This is a genomic window from Methylomonas rapida, assembly GCF_024360925.2.
In the GTDB taxonomy this organism is placed as follows: domain Bacteria; phylum Pseudomonadota; class Gammaproteobacteria; order Methylococcales; family Methylomonadaceae; genus Methylomonas; species Methylomonas rapida.
In genome coordinates, this window is sequence record NZ_CP113517.1 from 1,309,804 (window position 1) to 1,329,319 (window position 19,516).

Sequence of the window (19,516 nt, forward strand, 5' to 3'; positions counted from 1 at the left end):
CACTTTTTGTGTCACTCCACAAAGTAAAACGAATTTACATTATTTTAACATTACCATGTTGCATAGGAATAACCTATTCGATCATAGAAAATGGATATTTTACTAGACATAAAATATGTTGTTTTATATGTCTCAAAAGTTAAATAGCTATGCGAAAAATCTATGAAGCAACAAAAATAATTATAATTTATCGTGTGGCAATAGAAATGAGAACTTATAAATTATGATTAGCAAATTTTATTGTAATTATGGCCGTAAAAAACATACAGAGATAACATCTTTCGTGGTTATCTTGTTCTATTCAAAGGTAAATAGAATCATCAAGCAATTCCCTCATATCGCTGATGCGAATTTCTCTTCTATCGCAAAGCTTGGGGTATGTCGAAATTCATATAGATGTCAATGAATGGTTGGAAACATAGTCGACACGTTCAACAATGGCACCCTATTTTTTTGATTACAGGAGCATAACATCATGCCTTATAACAGAATTTTTCGAAGTGAGATGAAGATGGAGAGGATAAGCCAATGAAAACTAGTCTTAAAGAATACTTGTCGGCATACGGCATTAAAAATTTCTGGTTTAAATTAGCGGCTATCCTTGTTTTGACGGGACTAACGTCAACAAATACCTATGCCCATCGTGGCGCACCAGAAGAGGTAGACGCCTGTAAAACTCGGCTCGGCTTTGAGCGCGTGCATTTAACAGCCTATACACCAACACTGTCAGGTAATAAGGAATATTGCAATATCATACCAGGAGTCGGCCCTACCAAATTAGTGTTCAATTATTAAGGTAAAAGTATGCGAAATTTTAGCGTTGAGTTTGAGATCACTAAAGAGCCCGAAGGTACAAGGGTTTTTTATCAAGAACCTCAAAAAATTAAAACCGGCACGATGAATGGTTTAGTGGATTTTAGCCAATATGGGGCGGGAAATTATCTGGCGCATATCGCTATCGTAGACAAAGATAAGCATTTATATTCACATATTCCGTTTTCCGTAGGATTGGAGTCACTGAATGAAAAAAGCTATATGCAACAAATTCTAGTTATCAGTGGCCTGTGTTTATTGGTCTATGGTTTATTTAGGGTGGCACAAAATGTTACGTACAATCACACCCACGAAACTTAATTCGTTAAAACTATTTAATTATATCCGCCAAATAAGATGGTCAGGACTATGAATATCATTCAATTAAAGTCTTTTCTACTAAAAGGAAATAAATGGCGGAAGGTAATATTCGGATTACCTGTTTTGGTAGCGATTTTCATGTTGTGGCTGGATCATTTTAAAATAAAAGTTAGTTTTTCTAGATGTTTCGTTATTTTATTTTTATCTACTGAGGTGTTGCTATTTTATATATTTTAAGAAAGAGGTATGACTAGCTCCATCAGAAACAAAATGCTGCCGGCAATATCTATCAGCTATATAAACTCCCCAAGGGTAATAGTTGAGAGTAATTACTACTTGTGGTATCTGATGGAGCTAGTCATACGTCCTATTTCTAAATATTTATTCAAGTCAGTGAGGTCATAGATATTCATATATTGATAGAAATATAGTGATATTGTATTTTTATATAAAATACACATAATTAATTAAGGATTAGAAGAAAACTATAAGCCTTTATCATCGCTAATATCAGTACATTTGATGCGTGTGTACTGGTTTTGGGAACTTGCAATCCAAGCACTTTCTTACCTCCAAGGGAAAACGTTACAACTTATTCTTTCGTCAAGTGGCGAATTGGTGGTAAAGGCCTTTTTTAATCAGAAATTCGGTTATTGATTTTATGATAGGCGGCACGTACTTAATTTTCATACATCTATCAAGCATAAATATTCGGAAAGATAATCAGTTTCTGAACGATGCTGTTGAGCTGCAAGTTTAAAAAATAATGATAAATCGTGCCATTAATCCGGAAAAAATTAACTGTGTGTCGGCGGTCGTAGATGATAATGATAGCGTTATGTATCACATGAAAGATTGTAAAGGTCTAAATCAAAATAAATCAAATTGCTGCGATAAACATGACTCGACAGTATTAACTGTTGATGTTGCTCGGAAATTAATTGTGGATTATATCGATCCATTAGCTAGTACGGAGCAAGAGTACTTGCCTTTGCAACAATCCATTGATCGCGTGTTGGCTGAAGATATTATCTCTAAAATGAATGTTCCACCATATGATAATTCTGCGATGGATGGGTTTGCCTTACACGCTGATGATATACCACTTAATGGGGCGGCCGTATTAAAGATAGTCGGATATAGTTTTGCCGGCCATCCATTTTTGGAGGTTTGTTCAAGGCAGGAGTGTATTTGCGTAATGACTGGCGCAGTGATTCCTGCGGGTTGCAACACCGTGATACCGAAAGAACATGTCGAATTTCTCGATGCAACGAGCATTAAAGTCGATAGTAGTGCGGGGCCAAAAGAAAATATCCGATTTGCCGGAGAAGATATTCGTTTGGGGCAAATCGTGTTGAAGCGAGGCCGACGGTTAACGGCGGCAGATTTAGGATTGTTAGCTTCCTTAGGCATCAATAATGTCGCAGTAATACGGCGCTTGCGAGTAGCTTTCTTTTCCACTGGTGATGAATTGCAGGTAGCTGGAGAAATCCTTCAGCCAGGACAAATTTATGACAGCAATCGATACACGCTGTTTGGAATGTTGAGCGGTCTTCATTGCGAAATAACTGATCTTGGTGTGGTTGGTGACGATCCCATGCATGTGCGCAATATATTGCAATTAGCCGCGATGAATCACGATGTCATTATCAGCAGCGGAGGAGTATCGGTCGGAGAAGCTGATTATGTACATCAAGTGTTGAATGAATTAGGTGACATTGTCTTTTGGAAAGTAGCGATTAAGCCAGGACGACCATTAATTTTTGGTAGTCTGCAACAAACCTTATTTTTTGGTTTGCCAGGAAATCCAGTAGCGGTGATGGTAAGTTTTTGCCAGTTTGTGCAACCGGCCCTACAGCGTTTTGGTGGTGAAATCTTTCGTCCACATTTAATGTTACGAGCAGTGACCAGTTCGCATTTAAATAAGAAGGCGGGGAGAACAGAGTATCAACGCGGCATCTTGAGTCAGGCAGCTGATGGTGAGTTGACAGTTTGCTCGACCGGTGAACAAGGGTCTGGAATTTTACTTTCCATGTCGCAAGCAAACTGCTTCATAGTCTTGAACGCCAATCAAACGCGAGTCGAAGCTGGTTCAACGGTAATAGTGCAACCTTTTGACAATTGGTTCTGAGGTTTGAATAAAAAAACTGTTAGTAAGTTAAATGGTTACTCGGGTGTTCTCTGGTTAACAAAGCTTTAATCAGGGGGAATTACCCTACTAGGTGACTGATAATAACCAATAATTGATTGCAATGAATATTAATAATGACCACATGAAGTTTATGCATTTAATAAACGTTCTCAAATTCAGTAAGGTTTTTCCAAAGTGTGGTGAAGTTACGTGAACGGCGATCAACGATAACACACAATCCATTCTAATCCGAGTTTAGTGAGTCAGCCATGGTATTACGCTATTTTCATCCAATAAGTGTTGTCACAAAACGCTCTGATCCAACCCCTAAAAAGTCATTCGTTGATTTATCTAATCAGCCTCTTGACGCACAAGTTGGATCTAAGATATCTGGCCAGAAACCAACCTTAGCTACACAAGACTTGGCTTTGGAAATGGAGAGGGCAAGAATAGAACTTCTATGCTTACTTATAGAAAATCCTATTGCCTATGGATATTTGATTGATCAACTTTCGGACAGCAAAGGTGAAGGTGCCTGTTATTCATTCGACATCAGCGATAAAACCGTTGACGAGGAGATTGTTCAACATAACGATTTTGTAAAATCCCAATCCACATCGAATTTCCCCTTAAAAAGCAAAAATCAGATTTTTGTTGGTAGCGGTTCGAAATCAGTTCGTCCGGAAGATGTACATTTTTTTCCTGCATTTTTGATTCGGATTGCCGACCGAACTTTACATACAGTTCCCAACGACTTTACCCATAAAGTTGAGTTGGCAGCTTCTCGCCGTCATTTACAAGACATCCGGCAAAGAATGATAGCCGCCAATACCGGTCTTGTGGCTTTTCTTGCGCATAAATACAAAACCAGCGCCTTAAGTTTTGACGATTTAATGCAGGAGGGCATCATCGGTTTGATCAGGGCCGTGGATAGATTCGACCCAAATCGCGGGATACGCTTTTCCACCTATGCGGTGTTCTGGATCAAACAAGCCATTTCCCGCTTGATAGTCAAACAGGAAAAAGTGGTTTGCCTTCCGATTGCGATGGCCGAAAAAGCCTCAGTGGTGTTCGAGGCAATGAGAAATTGCTATCTCGAACACCAGCGTTGGCCGAGTCTAGTCGAACTCCAAGCCCGCTGCGAACTATCGCTGGAAGAGATTAAAACCATCAGTAGCTACTATCAGGCTACCCATTCCCTGGATGAATCGCTATCCGGTGATAAAGACGATCAAACACTGCTGTCCGGCCTTATACAGCATCAGTTTCCCCAGCCATTGGACGAACTCGTCGACCAACATCTTAGCCTCTACCTTGGCAAAATCATTGCCAGCCTTCCCGAGAAGGAAGCAGCGATTTTGACTATGCGCTTTGGTCTAAAAAATCACACCGAGATGACACTACAAGCCGTCGCCGAACAATTGCACGTCACCCGCGAGCGGGTTCGGCAAATACAGAATAAAGCCTTAAAAAAACTAAAACAAAACTTCGGTTATGACCTGATGCCGTTTCTAGAGCCTAACGATGGCTGAAAAAACAGGTAAACCAACGATAACAAGAGGAGCGACCATGTCGTCAGAAAAACACAATACCAGTAAACCGACACCACCGCCCAACTGGAAAGTCGAGGCAGACAAAGTCTGGCAACAAGTCAGTCAACGCGGCGCCGATTTTTATCGCGACCACAAACACATGTTATCGCTGCCGAAAATCGGCGCAGTACTGGGCGGTACGCTGGTGCTGGCCTGGCTGGCTAGCGGCGTGTATATCGTCGACCAAGGCAACCGTGGCGTGGTCAGCCGTTTCGGCGCCTACAGCGAGACCACCCAACCCGGTCCGCACTGGCATCTGCCGTTGCCGATCGAGGCCGTCAAGATCGTCAACGTCGAGCAACAGCGCTTCATCGAAGTCGGCTACCGCGATTCCGGCCGCTTCGCCAAATCGGCCAGCATCGCCCAGGAATCCTTGATGCTGACCCGCGACGAAAACATTATAAATGTGCGCCTGGCGGTACAGTACCAGATCAACAACGCCAAGGACTATCTGTTCAACGTCAAGGACCATGAAGCCACCTTGAAACAACTGACCGAAAGCGTGGAACGGGCGGTGATCGGCCGCAACGACATGGACTTTATCCTCACCGAAGGCCGTAGCGAAATCGTCGCCGAGATCAAGCGCGAGATTCAGGTGGCGATGGATGACTATCAAGCCGGTATTACCCTCGCCAGCGTCAATCTGCAGGATGCCCAGCCGCCCGAAGAAGTGCAAGGCGCCTTCGAGGATGCGATCCGCGCCCGCGAGGACAAGCAGCGTCTGATCAACGAAGCTCAGGCTTACGCCAACGAAATCATCCCCAAGGCCCGCGGCGCCTCCGCCCGGCTGTTGCAGGAAGCCGAAGCCTATGAGGCGGAAAAAGTCGCCAAGGCCAAGGGCGAAACCGAGCGTTTCGACCAGCTGCTGGTGGAATACGAGAAAAGCCCGGCCATCACCCGCAAACGCTTGTACCTGGAAGCCAAGGAAAAGCTCTACAGCGGCAGCAACAAAATCATGATCGAAGCGGAACGCAACGCGCCACAGTTTTATATGCCGTTGCAATCGGCCCCAATCCATCGTGCCACAGCGAAAACGGTCCAAGCTTCCGAGATCAACAACGACAGCATCGCTAACGACAAAGGCACGTCTCATAAAGCTGCTGCTAGCACTGAATTACGCCCCAGCCGGAGTAGACCATGAACAGCAAAACCATAACGCTATTGCCGGCCGGTTTAACCCTTCTGATGCTGGCTTACCTGTCGGTTTTTCATGTCAGCCAACATGAAAAAGCCATCCTGTTTCGTCTCGGTGAAATGGTCGACTTTGACTTTAAACCAGGACTCCACTTTAAGACCCCCATCATCAATAACGTCAGTACATTTGATGCGCGTGTACTGACCTTGGACACCAAGTCCGAGCGTTTTCTTACCTCCGAAAAGAAGAACGTTATAGTAGATTCGTTCGCCAAATGGCGGATCGGTGATGTGGGTCTTTTTTATACCACGGTTGGAGGCGATGAATATCAAGCCAATCTGCGTCTCGAACAAGTCCTTAAAGATGCCATGCGCGGCGAGTTCGGCCTCCGTACCATCAAGCAGCTGATCTCCGAAGACCGCACCGAACTGCGGCAAACCCTGCTCACTAAGCTGACGCCGGTAGCCGGTAAATTCGGCATCGAGCTGATCGATATCCGTATCAAACGCATTGATCTGCCGCCGGAAGTCAGCAGTTCGGTTTACCAACGAATGCGCGCCGAGCGCGAACGGGTCGCGCGGGAATTCCGCTCGCAAGGCTCGGAAAGCGCCGAATCGATCAGCGCCGAAGCTGACAAGCAGCGGCAAGTGCTGTTGGCGAACGCCCAGCGCGATGCAGAGAATATCCGAGGCCGTGGTGACGCTCAATCGGCGGATATTTACGCCAAAAGCTTCGGTAAAAATCCCGAGTTTTATGCCTTTTACCGTAGCCTGCAGGCTTATCAGACAGCGTTCGAGAAAACCGACGACACCTTGGTGTTGAAGCCCGATTCTGACTTTTTCAGATATTTCAATAATGAAAAATAGGGGCAAGGCGAAAGGTACAAGGTTCAAACGCCCATAGCGTTAGCTCGACTTTTTGAACCTTGACCTTTGGATCTTGAACCTAATGCGGAGCATCCACATGAAAAAACTCTTAATTTTTTCGACGATCATCATCGCCATCGGTCTGATCGTTTATTCGATTTTTAGCCGCAATCTGCCGGATTACGATCCGCATTATGATATCTCCTATTCGGATTTTATAGAGGATGTGCGAGGTAAAGCAGTTACGGAAGTGACCATTAATGGCAATTATGTCGACGGCCACCGTCAGAACGGCACTCGTTTTACTACCTACAACCCAAACGACATGCGGATGATCGATGAGTTGCTGGAGTACGGCGTCAAAATCAAAGTAGAAAAGCCGCCCGTGCAGTCCACCTTCATGAGTATCTTAATCTCCTGGGCACCTATGTTGCTGTTAATTGCCGTGACCATTTACTTCATGCGTAAACAGCAAATGGGTAGCGCCGGCGGCGCCAACAGTTTCGGCAAAAGCCGCGCAAAACTGATGGCAGAAGACCAGGTAAAAGTCCGTTTCAAGGATGTGGCCGGCGTCGAGGAAGCCAAGGAGGATGTCGTGGAGATGGTCGATTTTTTGAAAGACCCCAGCAAATACGAAGTACTTGGGGGGAAGATTCCGCGCGGCGTACTGATGGTCGGTCCTCCTGGCACTGGCAAAACCTTGCTGGCCAGGGCCATCGCCGGGGAAGCCGGAGTACCATTCTTCTCCATCTCAGGTTCCGACTTCGTAGAAATGTTCGTCGGCGTCGGCGCCTCCAGAGTGAGGGATATGTTTGAGCAGGCCAAGAAACGTGCACCCTGCATCATCTTCATCGACGAAATTGACGCCGTCGGCCGCCAGCGTGGCGCCGGCAACATGGGGGGCAACGACGAACGCGAACAAACCCTCAATCAATTGCTGGTGGAGATGGATGGCTTCAGCGGCAATGAAGGCATCATCGTCATCGCCGCCACCAACCGCGCCGATGTCCTCGACAAGGCGTTGCTGAGGCCGGGACGTTTCGACCGCCAAGTGCAGGTAGGCCTGCCCGACATAAATGGTAGAGAGCAAATCCTTAAGGTCCATGCTGACAAGGTTCCCCTGGCCGACGACGTCAACATCAACGATCTGGCCCGCGGCACCCCCGGCTTCACCGGCGCCGAGCTGGCCAACCTGATCAATGAAGGCGCGCTGTTCGCCGCTCGCAACAACCAGCGGGCGGTGACCATGAACGACCTCGACAAGGCCCGCGACAAGATGATCATGGGCGTCGAGAAGCGCACTATGGTGATGGGCCGCGAAGAGCTGTTAATGACCGCCTATCATGAAGCAGGCCACGCCATCGTCGGCCGCATCGTTCCCGAGCATGACCCGGTCTACAAAGTCAGCATCATGCCGCGCGGCGGTGCCCTAGGCATCACCATGTTCCTGCCGGAACGCGACCAGTACAGTTCCAGCAAGGACAAGCTGGAAGGCCAGATCTCCAGCCTGTTCGGCGGCCGGGTCGCGGAAGCCTTGATTTACGGCAAGAACAAAGTGACCACCGGCGCCTCCAACGACATCCAAAGAGCCACGCAACTGGCCCGGAATATGGTCACCAAATGGGGGTTGTCAGACCGTCTTGGGCCTATGGATTACGGCGACAGCGAAGGTGGTTACGTGGGAGCACAAGCCAAGCCGATGTCCGAGCAGATGGCACAGATCATCGACGATGAAATCCGGCTGATGGTGGACAGCAACTACCTCCGCGCCGAAACCATCCTCAAAGAGCATATCGAGATCCTTCACAACATGGCGCATGCGCTTCTGGATTGGGAAACCATCGACAAATTTCAAATTGATGAATTGATGCAGGGAAAAATCCTTGCCCCCCCAACATCTGAAATTCGTGAATCGAGCATTGATGAAAACAAAATAAAACAGAATCGAGAAGAAATTGAAAACGACAAATTAGATCAAAATATATTTGCGTTATCTTGAGTCTAATTTTAATTAGATAATTTTTGGCAAAAACCAATTTTATAAACTTCATCCCCTACATATCCTTGGTAGTTATTTATATTGATGAAAGTTTACCCTGGTTTATTTCTTTGCTATTGATTATCCCATATGGGGTATGAGTTATTCGGCTCCATAAATAACAGTGACTAACTATTAGGAGAAGGTCTATGAAAAAAACACAAATATTTAGAAATAGTTTCCTTGGATTTCTGGGGATGATTTTGGCTCTTCCGTATTTCGCGGAGTAGCCCCGACATATAGGGTTATGCATAACCGAACAACCGTCTCCCTTCGATATCAAGCCAGATATGCTGAAACAGGCGGACGGTATTGTAAATGCCAAAGCAGCGTCGTTTGATGCTTTTGATTTTGTTGTTAAGCCCTTCAACAAAGCCACTGGTTTCCCGGCGAATGAAATAGTTGGTGATTTCATTTCGCCAGTTTTGATAGGTTTTGACAAACGCATCAAAGCCCTTCAACTTCAAGACTTTGATATGCTCCATCCAGCGATCCAAGGCTTTTTCGGCCTCAGCCTTATTGAGTCGGCGCTCAAAAATACCCGTCAAAAGCTCCCGTTGGATATAGACTTCTCGCAAAATGGGGGCTTGCTGGAATAGAAAAAGCAAAACGGTTTGCTGATCGGCAGAGAGTTCCATCCAGCGCTTCCGAAAAGCCCACATCGCGCCTTTCAGCTTGGCATAATCCTCGGCAGACAGGGTATTCTTGAGTTTTTTCATTTCCGCCTTGCGGACCTGGTCGGCGCCGTCTCGATAATGCTTGGCGACATGGAAGCGATCAACCACCACCTCGACGCCGGGCAATGTCTCATAGACGGCGTTGCGATACCCTTCATACATGTCCACGCAGACGCGTTGTAACGCGTGTTGCTGTGCCTCGGGAATATTCTGCAAAAAGGCTTTAACCGTTTCTTTTTTGCGGTCGGGCAGCACCGCCAGAATCCGCTTATGGTCCTCGGTATCGATAGCCGACACGATGACCACAAAATCTTGATGCCCTTTTTTCAAAGCGATTTCATCCAGTCCCAGCAAGCGAATGCCTTGGATGGCAGACCAATCAACTTGTTGGGCCACGTGCCGATTGATAATCCCTTCCGCCGCTTCGGCGCTGATGCCGTGCTTCACGTCCATGTCGGTCACGCTGCTGTTGATCAATTCACGCAATATCCACTGCTCATACGCTTTGGTATGGGGGCTTTTCCAGTTATACCAGCCACATTGTTGCGTGGTCGTCGGACCTTTGGGGCAGTCAGGGCATCGATAGCGCTTGGGGGTTAGCTTGATCCAAACCGGCCGATCGAAAATCGACAAATGACGCAAGGTGATTTCTCTGCCATAGCCATAAAACTTATCGATCCTCTGGCCGCATTGATGGCAGGTTGCACTGGTTAACGTACTACTGACCGTGATGATGAACTCGCCTTTGGCGGTGGTTTCAACTTTTTCGATACAAACATCAGGTATATCCAGCGGTATTTGAAGTAGCGACTGTGTCATCACGATACTCCAGCGTTAAATTGTCGACCTTAGCAAAACTCACTGTGGCAGGCAAAGACTATAGCACTACATGTAGTGGTTTCTCCGCAAAATACGGAAGAGCCATGATTTTTTCAACAGTTCTTTGGGCGCACGGCGGTGCGGCTGGCACAGATACCGACCAATGTAAGTTCGAACTGGAAAAAGATCATTGGCTACACTACACAGCGTATCAACCGAAAGCTTATCCCGCTAAAGATTTTTGCGGCAGTCTTCCCGATATCAACACGTTGACTCAGTTGGTCTTCGACTACCAAGATCAGCGCTATCGCAACATGGCGATTGAATTTGAAGTTACAAAGGAGCCTGAAGGAAAACGGGTTTTCTTTTCGGAAGCCGAGAAACACAAATCCGGAACTGTTGTATTAGACATGCCGTATGGAGTAGCTGAACCAGGCAAATATCTGATTCATATTACCTTGCTGCAAGATAACGGCGAGAGACTGGATGCGCACATGAACTTTAAGGCAGGTGTAGGGCAACCAGCCAGCAAAAGTAAAATCGGTATATACATAGTCGCGTTTTTGGCTATTCTTTATATATTGTATTTAACCAATGCGCGCGTCAAACGCACGATAGGTAAATTAGTCAAAAGAACTCGCGCCGAATCTACAATCTAAATCTTTAAAGTTTAAGAGAAAGATAAGCACATTGTTAGATTTTTCTGTTCGAACTGCAAAAGTGAGAATATTCTTTTTAAAATGCGCGCCCAAGATCGTGAAATATCTTACCAAGATCGGCCGATGCTTTGTCCTTAAATTCGTTTTTGTGTATTGGCGAGCAGCACGTTGACGGCGTAGGCCAAGACAAAAACACCTACCGGCACGGCTTGCGGTGGAATTGGAAACGGCAAGGTCAAACTGACCAGCAAAAGATACAGCGCACCCAGAATCAGATAAAGGCTGTAGCGATGCGCCATCGGGCTGGGGTAATCGAAGTTGGTCTGGCTGATCTTGCGCCGTACTAGTCCGTCGACGACAAACGGCAACAAAGCGGCCGCCAGGTATGGCACCCAAATACACGCCGTGGTCAGGCGTTTGATCATTTGAATGATCGTGTCCCACAGCACGTTGAGTCGGCTTTCGATAAACGGAAACAAATCGTTGCGCCCCACATCCTCAAAGCCTTTGGACATCTGCCGTTCACGCTCGGTCGGGATGAAGTAGCGGAACACGCTTTCTCGGATGCCGGTGCTGACGAACAGGCGATCAAACCAGCGTTGTGCGGTTTGGCTGATCTGCGCTTCTTTTTTGGTACCAAAATAGCCGATCATCATCTGATCTTCGGCGCGCTGCAATTCACGCGTCCAGCGGTCCGACACGAAACTGGCCACCAGGATCACTTCCAGTAGCCAAAGCATCAGGCTGAACAACAGATTGCGCGTCATGAGCCGACACCTTGGCGATCCCGTTGTCGATCCAGTTCCGACCGCAGAATCGGCAAACGGCCTTTGACTATCCGGCCGCCGGATAACTTGGCGATGTAATGCAAGTCGGGCAGTTGACCCAACAACTGCGGCGCAAACAAGTCACCTTCTTCTTCCATTAGGCGTTCGCCGACATTGCCGGAAAACACTGTAGGATTGGTCGCACTGGTGGCCACGCCCTGGGTGCGCATGATGTATTTCAATCGCGTCTTCGGCAGATTGTCGGTGATGTACTGCTGGGTTTCGCTGTCCATGATCCTGAGCGCGATCAGGTTGTTGACGTTGCCCAGCACTTGCCGGGCTTTGTCCTGGGAACCCGTGCGGGCAGCAAAATCGGCAAAGGTTTGCGTGGCGATGAACAGGCGAATTTTGGCGCCGCGGCCTTTGTTCAAGACCTGAATGAAGGGATCGTTGATGACTTCCGCCGCCTCGTCGACAAACACATTCACCGGTCGGTCCGAGACACCGTAGTTGTAACGGTCGCCGGCAACCGCCGCCAAGTCGGCCAACAGAATCGAGCCAATCGCACTGCCTACCATGCCATCCGATAACGAGTCCAGGCCGATGTAGGCGACCTGAGCTTTTTCGATGATGTGGCCGGTATTGGTGATGGGCCGCAAGTCATCTACGTCGTGAGGATTCGGTGACAGCAAAGGGCCCAAGGACCCCGAGGTCAGCATGTTCATGATCGGAATCAAGGACGCCACCATCTTGCTGAAATGTGTTCGGTCATGTTCGAACAAGGACAACAAGCCTTCCAAATCCAAATTGGGCAGTTGATACTGCACGACCTCCCGGTAAAACCGCACCAGACCCACCGCTTTGGAGTCAATGTCCTTGGCATTCTTCAGGTAAGACCGCGCCTCTTGCCGCCAATGACCGAGGTTGTTGTCGAAATAGCGTTCTAAGGCTTGAATCACCAGCGTGGAGGGTCCGCCTTCCAAATAACGACGCAGCTTGACCAAAGTTGGTCGCTCCTCGATGACCATCAAGCCTTGAATTACGTTATCCAGTGATTTTTGCCCAAAGGCTTTGAACGGATCGTTACTGCTTTCGCTGGGCGAAATGGCGCTAATGCGGCTGGCGATTTCCGAAGGCCGGTTGAAGTTGTGCAAGGGGTCGAGTCGCACGCTGTCTTCCGGAAAGGCCGGATGGAAATACACGAAGCGATCCGGGCGCTGGACTAAGGCGCAGGCACGTTTGGCGCAGGCCATCAAGTCCTTATCGCCTTTGGGGTCGATGATGATTACCGCTTCGCCGCGCAAGACGGCTTGAGTGACCAACACGTCAAAGGCGCGGGTTTTGCCTGCGCCGGTGGTACCGACCAGAAGCGTATGGCCGGCGGTATGCTGCAAGGGCTGGCGAATGTCGCTTTCGGACACTTCCAGGCCGTGTATCCAGGCCGAGCCCATCCGCTGATGATCGCTGGGAATCAGCGTCGAGACATCGCGTTTCAAAATCTCGTAGGCCAATTGCGCATGCTTTTGCACCCAATCGAACCCCCAACCGAACCACAAGGCTTCGGGATGCTGTTTCACCATCGCTACCAGCTTTTCGGCATCCAGATATTGGAACCGAAACTGCCGCAATCGGCGTTTTCGGTACCAAAGACTCAAGGCCGGCGACAGCCGCCAACACGCCATCACTCCGCACGCCGTCATCAACCAGTCGAAGGGTTCACGCGGCAAGCCCGACCAGCGGCTGATGAAATGCGCCAATCCGGCACCGCCCAACCAACCCGAGATGGCATACACCTCGAAGATCGGCCGCCAGGGAAACTGATAGTCGTAATCGGATTTCATGGGCGTAATCTCACCTGAATACCTTCCGTGGCACTGACCGAGCGACAATCCGGATGGTTGGCGATATCGAGCATCAGGCGAGTGCGTTTGATCGTCGGATGCTGCCTCAGAAATTGTTCCAGATCGGTATTGGACAGTGTGTGCCAGTGACCGTCTGTCGATGCTTCATCGGGCGGAAGGTTTTGTTGCCGCACATGCGTGATCAGCAAATCGATCGTTCCGGGTTTTGCCGGTGGGGTTGTTGTGGGAGTACTTGCTTTGTCTGGCTCGGAATTGACCGAACTGTCTGACGCGTTGCCGACAATTGATTTGTGTTTACCTGTTGTGTTTGATTTGGACCGAACAGGCTTGGGTTCCCGAATGGCCTCGTCTTGAGGCTGAGCAGACTTAACTTGATCTCTGGTCTTGTTGTCAGTGTTGCTGGTTGGAGATTGCGCTGGTGATGCTGTCAGCGTGGCTTTGCCTTCTGATTTCAATAAAGCCTTCAAAGCCAAACTCGGTTCCAAGGCCAGCAGGACGCCGCGAACGGATTGAATGGTTTGTACCTTGCGCATCGGCGACAGGACATCGGTCACTAGCCAACCTTTGTCTTCCAGAATTTTGATGAACTGGGGCGGATCGACGGCGAGTTTTTCAGCCGCCGCCGGAAACGGCAGCAGGTATTTGTCTTGGACTTCCAATAGATCGCTGCCTAACTGCCATTGGCCTTGATTGAGCATTGCGGCGATATCCATTAAGCATTGGCCGACATCGCCGTACCTTTCCAACCAGCACTTGGCGCTGTCGACCGGATTAGCGATGCTTTTTGTATCCGTCGTGGAGAGATCGGGTTTTGCGGCTGAATCTGCTTTTTCTGTGTTGGTCGGTTTGGCTGGTGTTTCGTTTTTCGGTTGTTTTGTCTGACACAACGCAGGGGCGTCATCGGTTGATTTGGATTGCGACAGACCTTGATCGGGAGCTGATGGCAAGTTATTCGTGTCCTTCGCACCTTGTGAATTCGAACTGCTTGGTGTCGATTCTATTTGTAGCAGGTCGGGCAGGGCGCTTAGGTCATGCGCGGGTTCTGATTGGATAGCGTCTGGCAAAACTGAAGCAGGACTATCGGTGCGTTGGGGTTGCTTCATAACCACGAGGTTCTTGGCTTTTGCCGGTTTGCTGATTTTCGGTGCCGGATTGGTAACGGGTTCGAGGGGCACCGCAGCTGCATCCTGTTCGCTAATTTCGCGCGCTGCAACCACAAGCGGCGGCTCCCCGCTGAAAATCAGTTCCGCGGATTTCAGGCGCAACAGGTACAGCGGATTGTCCAAACCCTCGGGCTGCATCTGCCAATAACGGTATTGCCGACCATCCGGCCAGGACTTAGGGATTGCCAAGCCGCGTTCGATCAGAATGTCCGCCAAGGTGTCTTCGTCGCGCGGAATGCCGGGTACTTTGTCCTTGGCCAGCAATGTGACGATGTCTTGAGCACCGGCCCGCCAGACGATATGCAGGCCATCCTCAAAACGCCATAGCCGAGCGCCTTTTTCGTTGACTGTCCATTGTCCGGACTTGACCAAGCGGCGCATCGCGTCGAACAGGTACTTTTCAACCGGCATGCCCAAGGCCGAGTCGATGTTTTGGTAGTGCGCTTTCAAATCACGTTCAACGCTTTTACAGTCGGCGGTTATCACCAGTGCGTAAACTTTGGAACCGCGGTCCAAACCGTTAATGGTTTCCAGCATGGCCTGCATGATGTCGGGACCGGACTCCAGAATGAATGTGCGGGCTTCGCGGGTCAGGACGCGCTCGATCACCAACGCCGAAAACTGTTCATGGCGTTTATGGCGGTTGTCCCGCCAGCGCAGAAAGTATCGTTCGATCTCATTTCGCACAGCCCAGTCGGTGATGTTTTCATCGCAAGGGTTCCAGGTATGTTGCCCCTGTGCGTCGATCACGGCGATATCGGCGACCGGTTTGCCAATGTCATGCAATAGACCGGCAAAACAGACCGCCAGACGCCAGCGTAATTCTTGTGCTTTTCGTTCCTTGGGTGATGCTGACGTGGCAAACAAACTGCCTTGGGATGCCAAGGTCGCCCAATGGGCGACTTCCAGACCATGCCGAAACAAACCGCCGGCGCCGCGATGATGATGCGATTCCGAAGCCGGCAACAAGTGGCTGTAGGCGGCATAGCGACGGATGACCGGCGCGGCTATGGTTTGATACAGACTATCTGGCAGGGCCAGCGCCTGTTCGATGGACGCAATCGATTCCGTTTGACTGGACAGGATGCGTTCCACAGGCGCAGCTGGCAGACCCTTCATGAACGGCGGGTAACGCGGCACGTCCTCATCCATCGTTGTAGCAACCTGAGCGACAGGCGCGGACTCGACGCCAAATAAACGTTGACGGATGCGGGTAATGAGAGTCGGAGGCGTATTTTCCATAACGCCGCATCTTGCCGGGAAATTTTCAATCGTCGCTTGCAGCTGACGACGAATTTGACGTCAGCTGCAAGCAGGCCTGGCAAAAGAGTGTTTAGTGTAACGAGCTCCCTTTAATTTCCCCTGGAGCTCTCATGAAATCCAAATCGCTCGCAATCCATTGTCTTGTGTCCGCAGTGTGCGGTACGGCCTGTACTTCGCTGAATCGGCCTGATGTCTCCATCAGCGAGTTTGTCATCGAATCGATTGTGCCGGTTCAACCCGAGCAACCCTGGCGCCTGGATAATGCTTGGCAGACAGGAGGATTGGCCGGTTCAGTGCTGCGAGCTGCAGCAATGGAACACGTCGTCAGGCAAGCCAATCCGCCGCTTGGCGGTTACGTGGCAAGTGACGACGAAGCGGGGCATGTCCTTAATGTCAGCACCTCCCACATATCAGATAGCCCGGATGACGATGCATTGGCCATCGAACGCGCCTGGCGAAAATATTGCCATCACCAGCTCGATATGACGCCGGTGGAGCAGGCGTTAGTCAGAACAATGACTATCCCGCACAACGTTCTGAGTCATGGCTGCAATCCCGGCAGCTTGAAGAAGTGAGGCGGCCGTCATGGACAGAAATACCACAAACCATTCGCTCGATAATCTCACCGAACGTTTTCAGTCTCTGACGGAGCGGAAAAAAGCCAAATTGCGGGTCGTCGAACCCATGACTTCACTACCCAATTGGCCGTCGGCGATACGCGGGACGCCCAATGCTTGCTTACGGAGCGCATTGTTCGCCGGCATTCAAGGTAAGGAGCGCATTGCTTATAAGAAACGCACCCTGCTGGCTGCGGTCGATGGCATTGAGGTTCGCTACCTCGGCATACAGCTCAATCAATCGGATCTCGATGTCTGGATGCAGATCGTGCACTTGTCCCGGCAACAATTACCGGGATTTGGCGTGACCTTCAGCGCCTATGCCCTGCTGACGGCGTTGGGGCGCGGCAGCGGTAAAAGTCAGCATGAATGGTTGAAAGAATCGATGGCGCGCTTGGGCGGCGCCTTTGTCGAAATCACCTTTCACGGCCGGGATGCTTTCGGTGAAAAAGGCTTCTTGCGCTATTACCGTGACGAACTGACGCAGCGTTACGTAGTGGAATTGACTGAATCCATGCTACGCCTGTTCGAGGAGGGCTATACCTACATCGAATTCGAGCAGCGGCAAAAATTGCGCAAACAACCCTTGGCATTATGGTTACACGGTTTTCTGTCGTCCCATGCCGCGCCGTTCCCGATGAAAATTGCCACCATTCACCGACTGAGCGGCAGTGGCTCGAAAACCCTGCGCGACTTCAAATATCGGCTGGGTAAAGCATTGGATGCCTTGGTGTGCATCGGCACTTTGGCAAACTTTGAATTCGCTGATGATATCGTGAAAATCAAACGCCAACCGACGCCCAGTCAACAGCGTTTTCTCGACGACCAGCAACACTAAAAAGCACGGCATTAGACCGACGCTATTTTGGGTCGGTCGAAGCCTCTCGATACGGCATTAGGCCGACGCGGATACGGCATTAGACCGACGGAGGCACGGCATTCGGCCGACAAGGTAACGGCATTAGACCGACGGGCACGGCATTAGACCGACAAAAAGCACGGCATTAGGCCGACGTTTGACACGGCATTAGACCGACGCTTCGGGCAATTTGTGAAATCGCCGCAGGCCTTGCTATTCGTGGTCTGCAGCGATTCTTTCAAGCTGAAAATCGAGGGTGCTAATCTATATATAATCTTTATTTAATCTATATATAGGGACTGGTGATGGCCAGGATTTCGATTTTGAAACGAATGCTAGTGAGGTGATTGTCACTAGGCTTATTCGGAACGCGCTTGGTCGTCTTGTGGCGACCCAAACCCGTCTATCGAGTTTCTCCAAACCGGTCATTCAGTGAAATATAGATTCTTCGAACTACTGGACTATAAAGCAGACGTTAGTGGTCTCAACCTATCGGCCAAAAAGTTGTCTATCGGAGTGGAATTTTGAATGTCCGGTTAAAATCGAAAATTGCTCGTTTAGGATTCCGTCAAAAATAACTTCCCGAAATTACCTGCTTTGAGGCAGAGCTCGGTAATTCCATCGGGGTAGAAAATCATCAAATACGATTCGCATGTTTTGGATGAAATCGGCGGCACATTTCTTTCCGGTTTCATAGATACCGGTCAAAATGTCGACCGTGACTTTTAATCCGGTTGTGGTCTTAGCTTTTTCCATAAATTGCTTGGCAATGTCGAGCGTATGAAACACGACACCTTGGCAGGCGCGGGTGATGTGCGGAAACAAGCGATGCTCAATCGGATTGTGCTTTGAGCAATAGGGCGGATAGTGTGCGATGCGAATTTCCAAGCCCAAACATTCTGCCAAAGCCTGCACGGCTTCTTTGAAAACATGACGATTAGCGGCATTACTGCCACCCCCATCACACAGGATTAATAACCGCTTGGCATGGGGGTAGTGCTCGCGGCCCTGCCGTTGCCACCACAGGGCGATGCTATCGCAACACAATTCGCTGGTATCGTGGCTGGTATTGAGGTGAATCGTGCCTTCATTCCGAGCCACGTCATAAATACCATGCGGAATGAGCTTACCTTGGCCAGCACTTGGAAAATCATGATCCAGCGTTTCGACAGGGGCTTGTGTATGGGTATGCCCTTCGCGGGCGAAGTCACCGATGAGTTCTTTCTTCTTGGTGTCGATGCTGATCACGGGCTCTCCAGCAGCCAAGTATTCCGCTTTGAGACGAGCAATGTTTTCGAATTGGGCATTGCGGTCGGGATGGGCGCCCATGGATTTTTTCTTGCGCGCCTTGCGTTGGCCCAGGCCGTGTTTTCGCAACAGCTTGCGCACTGTATGACGGCTAGCCGGCGTTCCCATCTCCCGTAACCGGCGACTAATTTCGCAACGCGATAGATTGGTCCATAACACACCTTCCCGCATCGGATCACCGGCGGTGAATTCCGCCAGCAGTGCCAGAAAGTTAACCAATAGCTGGGGTTGCTGTTCAATCGCGGGTTTCCGGCCCCCACCTTTTTTTTCGGACCCGCTCCGATGCTGGGTCATCGGCCAAGTCTAATTCCTGCAGTCCACGGCGGACGGTTTTGGGATCGATATCGAATAGCTTCGAAATATAGTCAATACCGCCATGGCCCAATTTCGTCGCTTCTATGCCCGCATAACGACGCTTATCCTTTTCGGATAAGGTTCTAAACAGTCGCTGCATTTTGATTTCGATGGCTTGGTCGTAACCGATCACTGGCTTTTTATCTTACGCTGCGAAAAACGCTTATTATCGTCGATTCGCCCTTAGCAATTCAGGGAAGTTGTTTTTAGCGATATCCTTAACTCTTGCGTAACCGTTGCTCTTGGAGCGTCAGCAGAAAAAAGCAATCCGC

General features: G+C 49.3%; 16 protein-coding genes. 10 read left to right on the top strand and 6 right to left on the bottom strand.

Annotated elements, in window-relative coordinates:
* Nucleotides 1-528: 528 nt before the first annotated feature.
* The 7 genes from NM686_RS06170 to ftsH all read left to right on the top strand — a co-directional run bounded on the left by NM686_RS06170 (nucleotide 529) and on the right by ftsH (nucleotide 8,857).
* Nucleotides 529-795 (top strand): hypothetical protein, encoded by a 267-nt coding sequence (locus tag NM686_RS06170; RefSeq protein WP_255187004.1) that lies wholly within the window; start codon nucleotides 529-531, stop codon nucleotides 793-795.
* A gap of 9 nt (nucleotides 796-804) precedes the next feature.
* Nucleotides 805-1,134 (top strand): hypothetical protein, encoded by a 330-nt coding sequence (locus NM686_RS06175; RefSeq protein ID WP_255187005.1) that lies wholly within the window; start codon nucleotides 805-807, stop codon nucleotides 1,132-1,134.
* A 766-nt stretch (nucleotides 1,135-1,900) separates the two neighbouring features.
* The gene (gene moeA / locus NM686_RS06180; protein ID WP_255187006.1) at nucleotides 1,901-3,265 is read left to right on the top strand and encodes a molybdopterin molybdotransferase MoeA; all 1,365 of its coding nucleotides are present in this window, start codon (nucleotides 1,901-1,903) and stop codon (nucleotides 3,263-3,265) included.
* Nucleotides 3,266-3,534: 269 nt separating this feature from the next.
* Nucleotides 3,535-4,797, top strand: coding sequence for a sigma-70 family RNA polymerase sigma factor (locus tag NM686_RS06185; protein ID WP_255187007.1), 1,263 nt, complete (start codon nucleotides 3,535-3,537; stop codon nucleotides 4,795-4,797).
* Nucleotides 4,798-4,834: 37 nt separating this feature from the next.
* On the top strand, nucleotides 4,835-5,998 hold the full coding sequence (hflK, locus tag NM686_RS06190; protein ID WP_255187008.1) for an FtsH protease activity modulator HflK: 1,164 nt from the start codon (nucleotides 4,835-4,837) through the stop codon (nucleotides 5,996-5,998).
* Nucleotides 5,995-6,858 carry a protease modulator HflC gene (hflC, locus tag NM686_RS06195; protein ID WP_255187009.1) on the top strand — a complete coding sequence of 288 codons (864 nt, stop codon included), beginning with the start codon at nucleotides 5,995-5,997 and terminating at the stop codon, nucleotides 6,856-6,858. The genes hflK and hflC overlap by 4 nt, the downstream gene beginning before the upstream one ends.
* 97 nt (nucleotides 6,859-6,955) lie before the next feature.
* On the top strand, nucleotides 6,956-8,857 hold the full coding sequence (ftsH, locus tag NM686_RS06200; protein ID WP_255187010.1) for an ATP-dependent zinc metalloprotease FtsH: 1,902 nt from the start codon (nucleotides 6,956-6,958) through the stop codon (nucleotides 8,855-8,857).
* Between the two features lie 284 nt (nucleotides 8,858-9,141).
* On the opposite strand, the gene NM686_RS06205 is transcribed toward ftsH, so the two are convergent.
* Nucleotides 9,142-10,392 (bottom strand): ISL3 family transposase, encoded by a 1,251-nt coding sequence (locus tag NM686_RS06205; RefSeq protein WP_255187011.1) that lies wholly within the window; start codon nucleotides 10,390-10,392, stop codon nucleotides 9,142-9,144.
* A 104-nt stretch (nucleotides 10,393-10,496) separates the two neighbouring features.
* On the opposite strand from NM686_RS06205, the gene NM686_RS06210 reads away from it, so the two are divergent.
* Nucleotides 10,497-11,051, top strand: a complete 555-nt coding sequence (locus NM686_RS06210) for a hypothetical protein (RefSeq protein WP_255187012.1) — start codon at nucleotides 10,497-10,499, stop codon at nucleotides 11,049-11,051.
* Between the two features lie 134 nt (nucleotides 11,052-11,185).
* On the opposite strand, the gene NM686_RS06215 is transcribed toward NM686_RS06210, so the two are convergent.
* Genes NM686_RS06215 through mobH form a run of 3 tightly spaced genes read right to left on the bottom strand, consistent with a single transcriptional unit; the run spans nucleotide 11,186 to nucleotide 16,085 of the window.
* Nucleotides 11,186-11,818 carry a DUF4400 domain-containing protein gene (locus NM686_RS06215; RefSeq protein ID WP_255187013.1) on the bottom strand — a complete coding sequence of 211 codons (633 nt, stop codon included), beginning with the start codon at nucleotides 11,816-11,818 and terminating at the stop codon, nucleotides 11,186-11,188.
* Nucleotides 11,815-13,659: a conjugative transfer system coupling protein TraD gene (gene traD, locus NM686_RS06220; RefSeq protein ID WP_255187014.1), complete on the bottom strand. Its 1,845-nt coding sequence runs from the start codon at nucleotides 13,657-13,659 to the stop codon at nucleotides 11,815-11,817. Before traD ends, NM686_RS06215 begins: the two co-directional genes overlap by 4 nt.
* On the bottom strand, nucleotides 13,656-16,085 hold the full coding sequence (gene mobH / locus NM686_RS06225) for a MobH family relaxase (RefSeq protein WP_255187015.1): 2,430 nt from the start codon (nucleotides 16,083-16,085) through the stop codon (nucleotides 13,656-13,658). The genes traD and mobH overlap by 4 nt, the downstream gene beginning before the upstream one ends.
* 131 nt (nucleotides 16,086-16,216) lie before the next feature.
* On the opposite strand from mobH, the gene NM686_RS06230 reads away from it, so the two are divergent.
* Together NM686_RS06230 and trfA are read left to right on the top strand one after the other, a co-directional pair.
* The gene (locus tag NM686_RS06230; protein ID WP_255187016.1) at nucleotides 16,217-16,681 is read left to right on the top strand and encodes a hypothetical protein; all 465 of its coding nucleotides are present in this window, start codon (nucleotides 16,217-16,219) and stop codon (nucleotides 16,679-16,681) included.
* Nucleotides 16,682-16,691: 10 nt separating this feature from the next.
* Nucleotides 16,692-17,561 (top strand): plasmid replication initiator TrfA, encoded by an 870-nt coding sequence (gene trfA / locus NM686_RS06235; RefSeq protein WP_255187017.1) that lies wholly within the window; start codon nucleotides 16,692-16,694, stop codon nucleotides 17,559-17,561.
* Between the two features lie 609 nt (nucleotides 17,562-18,170).
* On the opposite strand, the gene NM686_RS06240 is transcribed toward trfA, so the two are convergent.
* A complete protein-coding gene (locus tag NM686_RS06240; protein ID WP_255187018.1) occupies nucleotides 18,171-19,109 on the bottom strand; it encodes an ISAzo13 family transposase in 939 nt (312 codons plus the stop codon).
* Between the two features lie 16 nt (nucleotides 19,110-19,125).
* Nucleotides 19,126-19,377, bottom strand: a complete 252-nt coding sequence (locus NM686_RS06245; protein WP_255187019.1) for a hypothetical protein — start codon at nucleotides 19,375-19,377, stop codon at nucleotides 19,126-19,128.
* Nucleotides 19,378-19,516: the final 139 nt, after the last annotated feature.

What these genes read in the sequence shown, in the direction of transcription:
- NM686_RS06170 (WP_255187004.1), top strand. Translation starts at nt 529, where the DNA reads ATGAAAACTAGTCTTAAAGAATACTTGTCGGCATACGGCATTAAAAAT.
- NM686_RS06175 (WP_255187005.1), top strand. Translation starts at nt 805, where the DNA reads ATGCGAAATTTTAGCGTTGAGTTTGAGATCACTAAAGAGCCCGAAGGT.
- moeA (WP_255187006.1), top strand. Translation starts at nt 1,901, where the DNA reads ATGATAAATCGTGCCATTAATCCGGAAAAAATTAACTGTGTGTCGGCG.
- NM686_RS06185 (WP_255187007.1), top strand. Translation starts at nt 3,535, where the DNA reads ATGGTATTACGCTATTTTCATCCAATAAGTGTTGTCACAAAACGCTCT.
- hflK (WP_255187008.1), top strand. Translation starts at nt 4,835, where the DNA reads ATGTCGTCAGAAAAACACAATACCAGTAAACCGACACCACCGCCCAAC.
- hflC (WP_255187009.1), top strand. Translation starts at nt 5,995, where the DNA reads ATGAACAGCAAAACCATAACGCTATTGCCGGCCGGTTTAACCCTTCTG.
- ftsH (WP_255187010.1), top strand. Translation starts at nt 6,956, where the DNA reads ATGAAAAAACTCTTAATTTTTTCGACGATCATCATCGCCATCGGTCTG.
- NM686_RS06205 (WP_255187011.1), bottom strand. Translation starts at nt 10,392, where the DNA reads ATGACACAGTCGCTACTTCAAATACCGCTGGATATACCTGATGTTTGT.
- NM686_RS06210 (WP_255187012.1), top strand. Translation starts at nt 10,497, where the DNA reads ATGATTTTTTCAACAGTTCTTTGGGCGCACGGCGGTGCGGCTGGCACA.
- NM686_RS06215 (WP_255187013.1), bottom strand. Translation starts at nt 11,818, where the DNA reads ATGACGCGCAATCTGTTGTTCAGCCTGATGCTTTGGCTACTGGAAGTG.
- traD (WP_255187014.1), bottom strand. Translation starts at nt 13,659, where the DNA reads ATGAAATCCGATTACGACTATCAGTTTCCCTGGCGGCCGATCTTCGAG.
- mobH (WP_255187015.1), bottom strand. Translation starts at nt 16,085, where the DNA reads ATGGAAAATACGCCTCCGACTCTCATTACCCGCATCCGTCAACGTTTA.
- NM686_RS06230 (WP_255187016.1), top strand. Translation starts at nt 16,217, where the DNA reads ATGAAATCCAAATCGCTCGCAATCCATTGTCTTGTGTCCGCAGTGTGC.
- trfA (WP_255187017.1), top strand. Translation starts at nt 16,692, where the DNA reads ATGGACAGAAATACCACAAACCATTCGCTCGATAATCTCACCGAACGT.